The organism is Paracoccus broussonetiae, from assembly GCF_031854425.1.
Taxonomy (GTDB): domain Bacteria; phylum Pseudomonadota; class Alphaproteobacteria; order Rhodobacterales; family Rhodobacteraceae; genus Paracoccus; species Paracoccus broussonetiae.
This window is the reverse complement of record NZ_JAVRQI010000010.1, coordinates 121,353-134,850: the sequence shown is the minus strand read 5'-3', so window position 1 is coordinate 134,850 and position 13,498 is coordinate 121,353. Positions and strand designations below refer to the sequence as shown.

Here is a 13,498-nt window from a genome sequence, read left to right as displayed (position 1 = left end):
GAGCGCGCCCCTGGCCGTCCCGCCCGACATGCCCTGCTTGCGCGTAACCCAGTCAAAGGGGCCCGGAGATGCAGAATGCTTCGCAGGGGCCCGTGGCGCCCAGTCGCCCGCGCCCCGCGATCCCGGCCACGGTCTGGATGCTGGGCTTCGTCAGCTTGCTGATGGATGTCTCGTCCGAGATGATCAACAACCTGCTGCCGCTGTATCTGGCGGGCGGGCTGGGCGTTTCGGCGCTGGCGATCGGCTTCATCGAGGGTCTGTCCGTCGCCATCGCGACCGTCACCAAGTTCCTGTCGGGTGTTCTGTCGGACTGGAGCCGCCGCGCCAAGCCGCTGGCCGTGCTGGGATACGGCCTTGGCGCGCTGTCGCGGCTGATCTTTCCGATGGCGGTGACGCTTGACCAGATCGTGCTGGCCAAGGCGATGGACCGCGTCGGCAAGGGCATCCGGGGCACGCCGCGCGACGCCATCGTCGCGGCGGTGACCCCGCCCGAGATCCGCGGCGCAAGCTTTGGTCTTCGCAAGTCGTTGGACACGGTCGGCGGATTTGTCGGGCCGCTGATCGCGGTCGGCGCGATGCTCCTGCTGGCGGGGGATATCGCCCGCGTCTTCTGGATCGCCACGATTCCCGCAGTGCTGGCGGTGGTGGTTCTGATCCTTGGCGTCCGGGAACCCGAGGGCGAGCGCGACGTGAAGCGGCCCGACTTCCGTCTTGCCGATGCGTTCCGGCTGAACCGGGCTGTCTGGGCGGTGATCGCGCTTGCCTTGGTCATCATGCTGGCGCGCTTCAGCGAGGCATTCGTGCTGCTGAAATCACTTGAGGCGGGCTTCTCTCCGGCTTGGGTGCCGCTGTCGATGGTGGTGATGCACGCGGTCTATGGCCTGACGGCCTGGCCGGTCGGCGTCATGTCCGACAGGATCGGGTCTGGGGGGCTGCTGCTGGTCAGCCTGGGCTTCCTGCTGGGCGCGCATCTGGTGCTGGCCTTTGCGGGAACTGTCTGGATCTTTCTGCTGGGCACGGTGCTTTGGGGCCTGCACATGGGATTTTCGCAGGGACTTCTGGGCGCGATGATCGCGGGCGCAACGCCCGATGCGCTGAAGGGCAGTGCATTCGGCACCTTCAACCTGGTGACGGGCGTGGCTGTCCTGATCGGGAATACCGCTGCGGGATGGCTGTGGCAAAGCGCGGGTTCGGCGATGCCCTTTCTGGTCGGGGCGGGGTCGACCCTTGCCGCCATGACCTGCATCGCCATCGGCCGGCATAGATTTTTCCGCACTTGAAGAAGCGGCGGGCTCGCCAAATGAAAAACCCCGGCCGGGCCGGGGTTTTGGCGCGTTCCGGCAGTGCCGGGGTGGATCAATCTTCGCCGCGATAGGGCTGGACGTATTGCAGCGCCATGTCCCAGGGGAAGAAGATCCAGGTGTCCTGGCTGACCTCGGTCACATAGGTCTGGACCATCGGCCGACCCTTGGGCTTGGCATAGACGGTGGCGAAATGCGCCTTGGGATATAGCTTGCGCACATGCTCCAGCGTGCGGCCGGAATCGACCAGGTCGTCGATGACCAGGATGCCGTCGCCATCGCCCATCAGATCGTGGTCCGGGGCCTTCAAGACCTGGATTTCGCCCTGTCCAGCCTCGGTCCCCACGCCTTTGTAGGATTTGACCGAGATCGTGTCGATGGTCCGCACGTCCAGTTCCCGCGCGACGATCATCGCGGGGACCAGCCCGCCGCGGGTAATCGCCAGAATGGCGCGCCATTCCCGGCCATCCAGCCGCCATGCCAGCGCGCGCGCATCGCGGTGCATCTGGTCCCAGCTGATATGAAACCCGCGTTCATGAGGCAGGCGGTCGTTCATTTACTCGATCCTTTCAGTGCTTCACGATCAACATCAGGCCCAGCAACGTCATGGCGACGGCCGCGGCCCGGTCGATCCAGAATTTCGCGCCAAAATAGCGCCTGCGCATGGCCGCTGTCGACATCAGAACGGCAACCGACGCATACCAGAACAGCTCGGTCGCAAGACAGATCGCATAGATCAATGCCTGACGCTGCGGCGCCAGCGGCTCGGGAAACACGCTCAGGATCAGGGCGGCGTAAAACAGTGCTGGCTTGGGGTTCGACAGGTTCAGCGCGATCCCGCTGCGAAAGCCCCGCTTCGTCCCCGATGCGGCATCTGGCAGCGGCTGGGTCGATGCCCGCCACAGGCCCCAGGCGAACCACAGCAGATAGCAGCCGCCGAAGATCTTCATGGTGACGAAAAGCTGGGGATGCAGTCGGAACACCACCGCCAAGCCCGCCAGCGCGAAGATGCACCACAGCGAGGCGCCGGCGGCCAACCCCAGCGCATAGGGCAGGGCACGGCCACGGCCATGCGCGAAGGCGGTCTGAACCGTCGCGATCATGGCCGGGCCGGGCGACAGGATCGCCAGCGTAAGCGCGGATACAAGCGCGATGACCTGCTCGACGCTCATGATGCCGGATCAGTCTTTTTTCGTCGTGGCGATATCGGGTGCGTCGACGGCCTTCATGCCGACGACATGATAGCCGGCGTCGACGTGATGGGTCTCGCCCGTCACGCCCGAGCCCAGATCCGACAGCAGATACAGGGCGGACTTGCCGACCTCATCCTGGGTCACGTTGCGACGCAGCGGCGAATTCAGCTCGTTCCATTTCAGGATATAGCGGAAATCGCCGATGCCCGAGGCCGCGAGCGTCTTGATCGGACCGGCCGAGATGCCGTTCACGCGGATCCCGTCCTTGCCCAGATCCTCGGCCAGGTAGCGGACGCTGGCCTCCAGCGCGGCCTTGGCGACTCCCATGACGTTATAGTGCGGCATGACGCGCTCTGCGCCGTAATAGGTCAGGGTGACCATGCTGCCGCCATTCGTCATCATCGCGGCAGCGCGGCGCGCCACGGCGGTGAAGGAATAGACCGAGATGTCCATGGTCATCAGGAAATTGTCGCGTGTGGTATCGGCATAGCGCCCGCGCAGTTGATCCTTGTCGGAAAAACCAATGGCGTGGACGATGAAGTCGATACTGTCCCAACGCTCGGCGATCGTCGAGAACAGGCCATCGATCGAGGCCTCGTCCGAGACGTCGCATTCGGCCAGAAGGTCCGATCCGACCTGAGCAGCCAACGGCTCGACTCGGCGCTTCAGCGCCTCGCCCTGATACGAAAACGCCAGCTCGGCGCCGTGGTCCGCCAACGCCTTGGCAATGCCCCAGGCAATGGACTTGTCATTGGCGAGACCCATGATGAGGCCGCGACGGCCTTTCATCAGCCCCATACCGGCTTCACTTGACATGATGCTGCCCCTCGCGCTTCTTCGATTTTGGCAGGATTAGGACAACTGCAAGGGGGCATCAAGTGTCGGCAATCGCAAGGCCATGACGGACAGGACCGGAATCTTCGCGGGGGACGACCCCTTCGACATCGCGCGAGCATGGCTCGAGGAGGCTGTGCGAACCGAACCGAACGACCCCAACGCCATCGCTTTGGCCACCGTGGACGGAGACGGCCTGCCCGATGTCCGCATGGTGCTGCTGAAGGATATCGAGGGGCAGGGTGCCGATGGCGCCTTCGTCTTCTACACCAATTTCGAAAGTGCCAAGGGCCTTCAGATCGACGAGACGGGCGTTGCCGCCTTCGTCATGCACTGGAAGTCGCTGCGCCGGCAGATCCGGGTGCGGGGCCATGTCTCGCGCGTCGAATCCGAGGTTGCTGATGCCTATTATGCCTCGCGCGCCTTGCAGTCGCGGATCGGTGCCTGGGCCTCGCATCAAAGCCGTCCGCTGGAAAGCCGGGCCGCGCTGATGGCCGAGGTCGCAAAGCAGGGGATCAATCTTGGGTTGCGCCCGCGGCGTCCGGATCATTGGGGCGGCTACAGGATTCGGCCTGTCCAGATCGAGTTCTGGGCCGACGGCGCGTTCCGCCTTCACGACCGCTTTCAGTGGCGCAGGCGCAATTCTGCCAAGGAAGGCAGCAACATGGTCGGCGGATCTGCGTCAGCAGGGGAAACTTTGTGGAGCGTCCGGCGTCTTAGCCCTTGATGCGGAAGATCGTTTTATCCATGGTATGGAAAACCTGACTGATTACTGAGCCGGTCCGTCCAGTTCATCCCTGCGTTGTCAAGGCATGAAGGCGGAACGGTTTAGCCATTGGCCGGCTTGTCACTTGGGGATAAGTAAGCGAAATGACTGATAACGACGATCAGCAGCGGGAAGTCGCCGGGGTCGTGAAATGGTTCGACGGCAGCAAGGGCTTCGGATTTTTGACCGATCCCGATGGCGGCGCCGATATTCTGCTTCATGCCAACGTCCTGCGCAATTTTGGCCAGAGCTCGGTGGCGGAAGGCGCGCATGTCCGCGCCATGGTGCAGAAGACCCCGCGCGGCATTCAGGCTGTCGAGATCCTCGCGATCGACGCCCCCGCAAGCGAACCGATGCCCGCCATAGCCGATCTTTGCTCGGCCACGCCCGAAGAGGTCGCGCGCCTTCCCCTGCTGCCGGCCCGCGTCAAGTGGTTCGACAAGGCCAAAGGGTTCGGATTCGCAAATATCTTCGAGCAGAAGGCCGATGTCTTCCTGCATGTCGAGGTGCTGCGTCATTCGGGCTTTTCCGACCTGGCCGTTGGTGAAGCGATCGCCATTCGTGTCGTTGATGGCCGCCGTGGGTTGATGGCCGCGCAGATCCTCTCCTGGGAAAGAGCAGTGACAGAGGCGCGTGGTACACAACCGGGGGGGGCGGCCGCGCTCGCTAAACTGCGGCTGGTTGCGGGCGCGGTATGAAATGGCAGGCCGCAGCTGTTGTTCTGATCTTCACGACATCCACGAGTGCAGGTTTCGCCGCCTCGCTTGACTGTGCCGAAGACAAGGCCGTTTTTCTGGGGGGTGATTCCCCGGTCCAGGTTTCGGTCGAAATCGCTGACGACCCCGACGAGCGGGCGCAGGGACTGATGTTCCGCAAGAGCCTGCCACAGGGGCATGGGATGCTGTTCGTCTATGAGCATCCCCAGCCCGTCAACTTCTGGATGCGCAATACCCTGATTCCTTTGGACATGATCTTCATCGACCAGAGGGGCGAAGTGCGTCATGTCCACCCCATGGCCCGCCCGATGGACGAGACCTCGATCTCGGGCGCTGCAATCGGTGACCCCGCACCGGACCGACTGATGGTCCTTGAGGTCGCCGGAGGAGAGGCCGCACGTCTGGGACTGCGGCCCGGCATTGTATTGGCCCATCCCCGCGTCCCAACTGCCGACGCAATCGCCCACTGCAACTGAATCCGGTTCGTTTTCCCCTTCCCCCCGCCAAGACGAGCGGTTAGACAACCCGTGGTCCGGGGCGTAGCGCAGCCTGGTAGCGCGACGGTTTTGGGTACCGTAGGCCGGAGGTTCGAATCCTCTCGCCCCGACCAGATTTCACCCTGATTGCCACACTAGCCGACCGTGCCGTCACAGGCGCTCACGGATGGCATTCGGACTGGGCACCTGCAAACGGTTTCAGCATATTCCACCCAATCACGATCGGCGGACTGCCGCGATGGCTGGCATGTTTTCGTTTACGGCTGGTCAGGCGCTCACTAGCATCTCACGCAGGAGTGAATCGAGAGGAGTGTGCGATGGCAACCTTAACATTCGATACCGACACGATTGCGACGGGCAACAACGTCGGCGGTGGGTTGGAGGTCTCCTCCCTTCCCATCAACGATTTTCTGGCCAGCCAGGGGATCACGGATACATCGAATGCAGAATTCATCCTGGAGATTCCGGACGAAGATCTGGAATACTCGGACGTTACCGGAGACGGCAACCCTGAATACTGGGTGCCCAGCGGTACCCAGCCGACGGCCATGTATATCGACGTGGATGGCGATGGGACGCCGGAATATCAGGTTGTCGATCCGAACAACAACTCGCCCATGACGCGTGATGGCCAGAGCGGCGCGCACATGGCCAAGATCAACCAAAGCTTGAACGTCTACACCTACCCCTATGATCCGGATAATCCGGGCACGCCGTTGGGCACCACGGGCGGGAACATGTATTTCGCGACCGACGGCCAGCCCTTTACCGAGGGCGAGATCCGGCCGGTGGTCGACGATACGACCGGTGACGACAACCAGCTTATCATGGACGCCACCATCGTCTGCTTTACCCGCGGGACACTGATCGCGACGCCCACGGGACCGCGCAAGGTCGAGGATCTGCAGGTTGGTGACCTTGTCGAGACGCTGGATCACGGGCCCCAGCCGATCCGCTGGATCGCCTCACGCAAGATCGACGGGGCATCCCTGGATCTGCGCCCCGACCTTCGCCCGATCCGCATCCCTGCGGGTGCCTTGGGCAAAGGCTATCCTCAGCAGGATCTGCTGGTGTCGCCGCAGCATCGAATCGCGCTTGCCTCCTCGGTCATCGAAGGGTTGTTCGGCGAAGACGAAGTGCTGGTTTCCGCCAAGATGCTGATCGGGCATCGCGGCATCGCGGCGGAAGCGGCTGCCGAGGTCGAGTATTTCCACTTCATCCTGGACCAGCACGAGCTTGTCTGGGCGAATGGGGCGCTGACGGAAACCATGCTGGCCGGTCCCATGGCGCTGAAGGCGCTGGGGGCAGAGCAGTGCCGCGAGCTTGCGTTGATCTTCCCTGAAATCGCGATGCCCGGCTTTGTGCCCACGCCTGCGCGACGTGTTTTGAAGCGGCACGAAAACAAGAAGGCCCTGCGCCAGCACGACACAAGTGGCGAGAGCCTTTATGAAAGGAAGGCCGTGGCGGTTTGATCGCGGCCGCCAGCCCCTGTCCGCCGCATGGGGCAGGGGATCGGTGACATGCGGTGCCCGGTCGTGTCTGGGCGCTGCATCCCCGGCGCGACGGATGGCTGCCTAGCGGTGCGGCCCTGTCCGCCAGCGGGCGCCATTCTTCGCGCCGCGGTAAAGCTTGGCCAAATCCGCGGACAAGTCCTTTCCGCCCTTGCCCTTTCCCGGCGCGCCCCCTAGAACGCGCCCCTGAAATCCTGTGGCTGCTGGGGGCATGGAATGCCGCTTCTGGTAATGAAATTCGGCGGCACTTCGGTGGCCGACCTGAACCGCATCAAGAACGCCGCGATGAAGGTCAAGCGCGAGGTTGAACGCGGCTATGACGTCATCGTCATCGTCAGTGCCATGTCCGGCAAGACGAATGAGCTTGTCGGCTGGGTCGAGGCGACCTCTCCGCTGTTCGATGCGCGCGAATACGACGCCGTTGTCGCCTCGGGCGAGAACGTGACGGCGGGGCTCATGTCACTGACCTTGCAGGAAATGGACGTGCCCGCACGCTCCTGGCAGGGCTGGCAGGTGCCGATCAACACGACGTCGCAGCATTCTTCGGCGCGCTTCGTGGACATTCCGCGCAAGAACATCGACACGAAATTCGCCGAGGGCATGAAGGTTGCCGTGGTCGCGGGCTTCCAGGGCATCTCGCCCGAGGGACGCATCACCACGCTGGGCCGGGGCGGTTCGGATACGACCGCCGTTGCCTTTGCGGCCGCCTTCGGCGCCGAGCGTTGCGATATCTATACCGACGTGGACGGGGTCTATACCACCGATCCGCGCATCGCTTCGAAGGCGCGCAAGCTTGAGAGGATCGCTTTCGAGGAAATGCTGGAACTGGCCAGCCTGGGCGCCAAGGTCCTTCAGACCCGCTCGGTCGAGCTGGCGATGCGCTACAAGGTCCGCCTGCGGGTGCTGTCGTCCTTTGAGGATACGGACGAAACCAGCGGCACTCTGATCTGCGATGAGGATGAAATCATGGAATCGAAAGTCGTCAGCGGCGTCGCCTCTTCCCGAGAGGAGGCCAAAATCACCCTGGTCACGGTCGAGGACAAGCCGGGCATTTCTGCCGCGATCTTCGCACCGCTGGCAGAACTGGGTGTGAACGTGGACATGATCGTCCAGAACATCTCGGAAAAGGATTACGAGGATCACCCCGGCGCGGTGACCGACATGACCTTCTCCTGCCCGGTGAACCAGGTCGCCCGCGCCCGTAAGGCGATGGAGGATGCCAAGGCCGCCGGCCACATCGCCTATGACGACCTGGTCGTCGATACCGAGGTCGCCAAGGTTTCGGTCGTGGGCATCGGGATGCGCAGCCATGCCGGGGTCGCCGCACGCATGTTCAAGGCGCTTGCCGACGAGAACATCAACATCAAGGTGATCTCCACCAGCGAGATCAAGATTTCGGTGTTGATCGACCGCAAATATATGGAACTCGCGGTTCAGGCGCTGCATGATGCCTTCGAACTGGAACAGGCCTGAGTGAGCTTCGGGCCGTGATCGGAGGATCCGTGCCCGAACGCAAGGACAGCGACTCGCGCAAGCTGCTGCTGCGGTTGCGCGAGATTTTGGCGGCTCCGGGCGATGGCCAGGACCGCCTTGACAGGATCACCCATCACATCGCGGATTCGATGGGGACGCAGGTCTGCTCGATCTATCTGTTCCGCGATTCCGAAACGCTTGAGCTTTGCTCGACCGAGGGTCTGAAGGCGGCATCCGTTCACCAGACCCGCCTGCGCCTGGGCGAGGGGCTGGTCGGCCGCGTTGCCCGCTATGGCCGCCCGCTGAACACCGCCGACGCGCCTTCGGAACCCGGTTTCCGCTATATGCCCGAGACCGGCGAAGAGGTCTATTCCAGCTTCCTTGGCGTTCCGATCCAGCGCGTGGGCGAAAAGGTCGGCGTGCTGGTCGTGCAGTCCCGTGACGCCCGCCTGTTCAGCGAAGACGAGGTCTATGGCCTGGAAGTCGTCGCGATGGTTCTGGCCGAGATGGCCGAGCTTGGCGCCTTTCTGGGCAGCCAGTCCGACAGCATGCCCCTGCGTCACCGTTTTCCGGTCCTGTTCCGCGGTACCACCGGACAAGAGGGTGCGGCCGAAGGGCGCGTCTGGCTGCATGAGCCGCGCGTGGTCGTGACCAATCCGGTCGGAGAGGATCCGCAAAAGGAAAGGGCGCGGTTGGGCGAAGGCGTCGCCATGCTGCGGACCACCGTGGATTCGTTGCTGGCCGGAAATCAGATGGGATCGGGCGACAGCGCCGAGGTTCTTGAAACCTATCGCATGTTTGCCAATTCGCGCAGCTGGTTGCGCCGGATGGAGGAGGCCATCGATCTTGGCCTGTCGGCCGAAGCGGCGGTCGAGAAAGAGCAGAGCCAGGCTCGTGCGCGATTGGAAAGCGCTGCCGATCCCTATCTGCGCGACCGCCTGCATGATCTGGACGACCTCTCCAACCGCCTGCTGCGCATCCTGACGGGGCAGGGCAAGGACACCGGCGCCGAGATGCCCGAGAACCCGATTCTCGTTGCGCGCAATATCGGACCTGCCGAGCTTCTGGATTATGGCCGCAAGCTGCGCGGCGTCGTGCTTGAGGAGGGATCGGTTGGCAGCCATGCCGCCATCGTCGCCCGCGCGCTGTCGATTCCGCTTGTCATCCATGCCGAACGCATCACGACCGAGGCGCTGAACGGTGATCAGATCCTGGTGGATGGCGACATGGGCGTCGTTCACCTGCGCCCCGAGGAAACCGTCGCCAATGCCTTCCGCGACAAGATGGCGATGCAGGCCGAGGCGCAGCAGCGCTATGCCGGCCTGCGCGATCTGCCCGCGACCGCGCGCTGCGGGACGACGATCCAGCTTTACATGAATGCGGGCCTGATGGCCGACCTGCCCAGCCTGGAAAGTTCGGGTGCCGAGGGGGTGGGGCTGTTCCGCACCGAGCTTCAGTTCCTGGCCCGGACCCGCGTTCCGCGCCGGGGAGAGCTTGCCTCGCTTTACACCAAGGTCTTGGACAACGCGCAGGGCAAGCCGGTGATGTTCAGGACGCTGGACATCGGCTCGGACAAGGTCCTGCCCTATATGAAGCCGCAGGATGAGCCGAATCCGGCCATGGGCTGGCGTGCGATCCGCGTCGGGCTGGACAAGCGGGGCGTGCTGCGGATGCAGCTGCAGGCCCTCATACGCGCCTCTGCGGGGCGGCCGCTGCATGTCATGTTCCCATTCATCACCGAAATGGGCGAGTTCGAGGAAGCCCATCGCCTGCTGATGGAGCAGATCGCCCGCGAACAACGGCTTGGACATCCCATGCCAACCGATGTTCGCGTCGGCGCGATGCTGGAAACCCCGTCTCTGGCCTTCGCGCCGAAGAAATTCTTCGAGATGTGCGATTTCATCTCGGTCGGTGGCAACGACCTGAAGCAGTTCTTCTTTGCGGCCGATCGCGAGAATGAGCGTGTCCGCCGCCGCTATGATTCGCTCAACATCACCTTCATCAGCCTGCTCGAGCAGATTCTCCAGCGCTGCAACGATGCGCGTGTCCCGGTGTCGTTCTGTGGAGAGGATGCCGGCCGCCCGATCGAGGCAGTGACCTTTGCCGCGCTGGGATTCCGCAGGTTGTCGATGCGCCCGGCCTCGATCGGTCCCGTAAAGCACCTGATCCGCCGCGTGGATCTGGGCGAATTGAGGCAGGTGATCGACGATGCGCGCGAACAGGGCGAGACGAACCTGCGCCACTGCGTCACTGACTGGCTGGCCCGGCAATAGGCTGCCCCCCAACGGCAAAGGCCTCAGTGGCCCTTCCAGGCCCCGCTGAAGGGTTCTGTGCGCATTTCTGGTGACCCCCAGTCAAATCCACCCCGAGGCGCGGACGCCCCTGGACGGTTTGTCGATCTGCCGGAACTGCTTGAAGCCAAACAGCAAAACGCCGAGCCATGCTGTGCAAGGCTCGGCGTTTTTGCCGGTTTAGTCTAATGGCGGACCCGGAGCGATTCGAACGCCCGACCCCCAGATTCGTAGTCTGGTGCTCTATCCAGCTGAGCTACGGGTCCGCTGTGAGGCGGTTATCTAGAGACAGTGGCGGGGGGGTGCAAGGGCGAAAATGCAGTTTCTGGAAATTTGGTGTGAAAAACTTTTCCACAAGCTCATTCGACCAATTCTCCGGGTATGATCGACACCCCCGCCAGCTCGCGCGGCAGCTTCAGGCAGAACTGGCTGCCATCTTCGTCACTGCGCAGCAGTTCCAGACGGCCGCCGTGATTCCTGACGAGGTCGGCGGCGATGGCAAGGCCAAGCCCCGTGCCGCCCTTGCGGGATCCGCCCGAAAAAGGCTGGAACAGGTGATCGCGTGCCTTCTGCGGCAGACCGGGGCCGGTATCGCCGACTCGGATGAACCATTCCGCTTCGTCCTCGCCCGCGCCGATCTCGATGGTGCCGGGGCGGCGCGTCGCTTCGATCGCCTGCCGGGCGTTGCGCACAAGGTTCGACAGGACGCGGAACAACTGGTCGCGGTCGGCGCGGATCACCAGTCCGGCCGGCACGTCGGTCAGGAACTCGATCGGCTCGGCGCCGTCGATTCGGTCGGCGGCGAGCGCCTCGGCCTCGGTCACCTCGGCGACAAGGTTGGCTAGGTTGAACCGGGACAAGGATGGCGCCGGTTCCTCGGCCTTGCCGAAGGCCAGCGTCGTTTCGCACAGGTTCACCGCGCGGCTGATCGAGTTCACAAGCTTCGGGGCGGCGCGCCGCACGGCCGGGTCTGCGCTTGTCTCAAGCCGGTCCGCGAAGATCTGCGAGGTGGTCAGGATATTGCGCAGGTCGTGGCTGATCCTTGCGACGGCCTGGCCAAGCTGGGCCAGCCGCTCTTTCTGCTTCAGGGCCGAGGTCACGGTTCGCTGCATGGCGGCCAGAGCGGTCTCGGCCTCGTTCAACTCGGCCAACCGCGCGGTTGGCGTGATGATCGAGCGCGCATCCTCGGGCGCGTTGGCATAGGCGGTCATGTGGTTGATGACGCGCCGGATCGGGACCAGCAGCATCCGCTGCGCCGCGACGTTCAGCAGCAAGGCCGTCAGGATCGAGAACGCGGCCGAGATCAGCAGCAGGCGCAACCCGTAATCGATCATCTCGCGGCGCAGAAGCTGCGTATCCATCGTGATTTCGATCAGTTGTCCGGCCTGGTTCACCGGCGCTCCGATCACCCGGATCACCCGCTTCTGGCGATCGGCAAGCTGCGCCATCGCGTCCCGCGCTGAGGTCCAGAAGGGTTGTTCGCGCAGGTCATAGGTGGCGGCGATGGGACCGGGGATGGGCGAGGACAGCACGAGTTGGCGCACGTCGTTGCGCCGCAGCACCACGTTGAACACGCCCGCATTCTCAAGCAGCTCGGATTCCAGGTCCGAGGCAAGCGACTCATCCGTCGCCAGAAGCGCAAGACTGGCGATCTGCGCCCGCTCAAGGCGCGATTCCAGAAAATCCAGGCGATAGTTCGCAAGTGCCGGCAAAAGGATCAGCAGTTCAGCCAGAACTACGAAGATCCCCGTCAGAAGTGCGAATCGCCCGGAAAGGGTATTCAGGGACATGTTAACCTTTTATATTCCACCCTCGTCCGCGGCGTTCGCGACGCAGCACAAGGTTGCATCGCCTGTGTTCAAACATGCGTGACCGGGTGCTGGTTCCCGGCGACAGCACCCTGCGACGAATTGTCGGCATTGTGGTTGACTCGGGCTCGGGCTCCGACTATGCACCGGGCCTCGAATAGACCGGCGCGTCTTGCGTGGGCCGATTGCCCATACCCTGACACGCCCTGACCCGGAGTTACAAGATGTCGAAACGCACCTACCAGCCGTCGAACCTGGTTCGCGCCCGCCGTCACGGCTTCCGCGCGCGCATGGCGACCAAGGGCGGCCGCCGCGTCCTGAACGCGCGCCGCGCCAAGGGCCGCAAGTCGCTCAGCGCGTAAGCTTCGCGCCGTAAGGCGTGAGCGAACGGATGGAGCGAGCAGCCGAAGACGCCGCCGCTGACCGGAACGCCCCGACGGGGCAACCGGACAGGGCGGCTTCCGGCATTTCCGGGGATGTGAAACCCCCGAAGCCGGAGATCCTGCGCAAGCGGGCGGATTTCCTGCGCGCCGCCTCGGCCCGCCGTCAGGGCGCGCCGGGCTTTCTGTTGCAGGCCCGCCAGCGCGGGGAGGGCGAACCGCAGGACGTGGTTCGCATCGGCTTCACCTGCTCGAAGAAGATCGGCAATGCGGTGTTCCGCAACCGGGCCAAGCGCAGGCTGCGGGCCTTGGCACATGAAATCCTGCCGGGGCGCGCGCGTCCGGGCTGGGATTATGTGCTGGTGGGGCGTCCGGGCGCCACGATCGAGCGCGATTTCGCCGACCTTCTGCGTGAGCTGGAAGAGGCCCTGAGCCGCGTCCACTCGCAGGGTCGGGACCGGAAATGACCCCCTTGGCCCGCATCGTTGCCCTGCCGGTCCGCGCCTATCGGCTGGTGGCCAGTCCGTGGGTCGGTCATGGCTGCCGTTTTCAGCCGACCTGCTCGGCCTATGCGCTTGAGGCGCTGGAACGGCACGGCGCGATCAGGGGCAGCTGGCTGACATTGCGCCGGATCGGACGCTGCCACCCATGGGGCGGGCAGGGCTATGACCCGGTGCCGGGCAGCGAAGCGCAGGACTGACGCCGGGCGTCACTCGTGATATGAACCG

At 63.9% G+C, this 13,498-nt stretch carries 14 protein-coding genes and 2 tRNA genes; 11 read left to right on the top strand and 5 right to left on the bottom strand.

Annotated elements, in window-relative coordinates:
- Positions 1–68 precede the first annotated feature (68 nt).
- Positions 69–1,280, top strand: coding sequence for an MFS transporter (locus tag RM190_RS14230; protein ID WP_311760114.1), 1,212 nt, complete (start codon positions 69–71; stop codon positions 1,278–1,280).
- 76 nt (positions 1,281–1,356) lie between these two features.
- Here RM190_RS14230 and gpt read toward each other — a convergent pair whose 3' ends face one another.
- The 3 genes from gpt to fabI are packed head-to-tail and all read right to left on the bottom strand — an operon-like array spanning position 1,357 to position 3,310.
- Positions 1,357–1,857, bottom strand: a complete 501-nt coding sequence (gene gpt / locus RM190_RS14225) for a xanthine phosphoribosyltransferase (protein WP_311760113.1) — start codon at positions 1,855–1,857, stop codon at positions 1,357–1,359.
- Positions 1,858–1,870: 13 nt separating this feature from the next.
- Positions 1,871–2,473, bottom strand: coding sequence for a LysE family translocator (locus tag RM190_RS14220; protein ID WP_311760112.1), 603 nt, complete (start codon positions 2,471–2,473; stop codon positions 1,871–1,873).
- 9 nt (positions 2,474–2,482) lie between these two features.
- Positions 2,483–3,310, bottom strand: a complete 828-nt coding sequence (gene fabI / locus RM190_RS14215) for an enoyl-ACP reductase FabI (protein ID WP_311760111.1) — start codon at positions 3,308–3,310, stop codon at positions 2,483–2,485.
- 82 nt (positions 3,311–3,392) lie between these two features.
- Here fabI and pdxH point away from each other — a divergent pair, with 82 nt between their 5' ends.
- From pdxH to ptsP, 7 genes are all read left to right on the top strand, one after another.
- Complete coding sequence (gene pdxH / locus RM190_RS14210; protein WP_311760110.1) at positions 3,393–4,055, top strand: pyridoxamine 5'-phosphate oxidase; 663 nt, start codon at positions 3,393–3,395, stop codon at positions 4,053–4,055.
- A gap of 143 nt (positions 4,056–4,198) precedes the next feature.
- Positions 4,199–4,792 carry a cold-shock protein gene (locus tag RM190_RS14205; RefSeq protein WP_311760109.1) on the top strand — a complete coding sequence of 198 codons (594 nt, stop codon included), beginning with the start codon at positions 4,199–4,201 and terminating at the stop codon, positions 4,790–4,792.
- Entirely contained in the window at positions 4,789–5,286 is a 498-nt protein-coding gene (locus RM190_RS14200; protein ID WP_311760108.1) for a DUF192 domain-containing protein, read from the top strand. The genes RM190_RS14205 and RM190_RS14200 overlap by 4 nt, the downstream gene beginning before the upstream one ends.
- A 57-nt stretch (positions 5,287–5,343) precedes the next feature.
- Positions 5,344–5,420: transfer RNA gene (locus RM190_RS14195), tRNA-Pro, on the top strand.
- 204 nt (positions 5,421–5,624) lie between these two features.
- A complete protein-coding gene (locus RM190_RS14190; RefSeq protein ID WP_311760107.1) occupies positions 5,625–6,779 on the top strand; it encodes a Hint domain-containing protein in 1,155 nt (384 codons plus the stop codon).
- Between the two features lie 255 nt (positions 6,780–7,034).
- Positions 7,035–8,291, top strand: a complete 1,257-nt coding sequence (locus RM190_RS14185; RefSeq protein ID WP_311760106.1) for an aspartate kinase — start codon at positions 7,035–7,037, stop codon at positions 8,289–8,291.
- 29 nt (positions 8,292–8,320) lie between these two features.
- Entirely contained in the window at positions 8,321–10,564 is a 2,244-nt protein-coding gene (gene ptsP / locus RM190_RS14180; protein WP_311760105.1) for a phosphoenolpyruvate--protein phosphotransferase, read from the top strand.
- Between the two features lie 207 nt (positions 10,565–10,771).
- Here ptsP and RM190_RS14175 read toward each other — a convergent pair.
- Both RM190_RS14175 and RM190_RS14170 read right to left on the bottom strand, forming a co-directional pair.
- Positions 10,772–10,848, bottom strand: a tRNA-Arg gene (locus RM190_RS14175).
- Between the two features lie 93 nt (positions 10,849–10,941).
- Positions 10,942–12,372 (bottom strand): sensor histidine kinase, encoded by a 1,431-nt coding sequence (locus RM190_RS14170; protein ID WP_311760104.1) that lies wholly within the window; start codon positions 12,370–12,372, stop codon positions 10,942–10,944.
- Between the two features lie 242 nt (positions 12,373–12,614).
- Here RM190_RS14170 and rpmH point away from each other — a divergent pair, with 242 nt between their 5' ends.
- The 3 genes from rpmH to yidD are packed head-to-tail and all read left to right on the top strand — an operon-like array spanning position 12,615 to position 13,470.
- Positions 12,615–12,752: a 50S ribosomal protein L34 gene (gene rpmH / locus RM190_RS14165; protein WP_017998233.1), complete on the top strand. Its 138-nt coding sequence runs from the start codon at positions 12,615–12,617 to the stop codon at positions 12,750–12,752.
- A 29-nt stretch (positions 12,753–12,781) separates the two neighbouring features.
- Complete coding sequence (rnpA, locus tag RM190_RS14160) at positions 12,782–13,237, top strand: ribonuclease P protein component (protein ID WP_311760103.1); 456 nt, start codon at positions 12,782–12,784, stop codon at positions 13,235–13,237.
- Positions 13,234–13,470: a membrane protein insertion efficiency factor YidD gene (gene yidD / locus RM190_RS14155; protein WP_311760102.1), complete on the top strand. Its 237-nt coding sequence runs from the start codon at positions 13,234–13,236 to the stop codon at positions 13,468–13,470. Before rnpA ends, yidD begins: the two co-directional genes overlap by 4 nt.
- Positions 13,471–13,498: the final 28 nt, after the last annotated feature.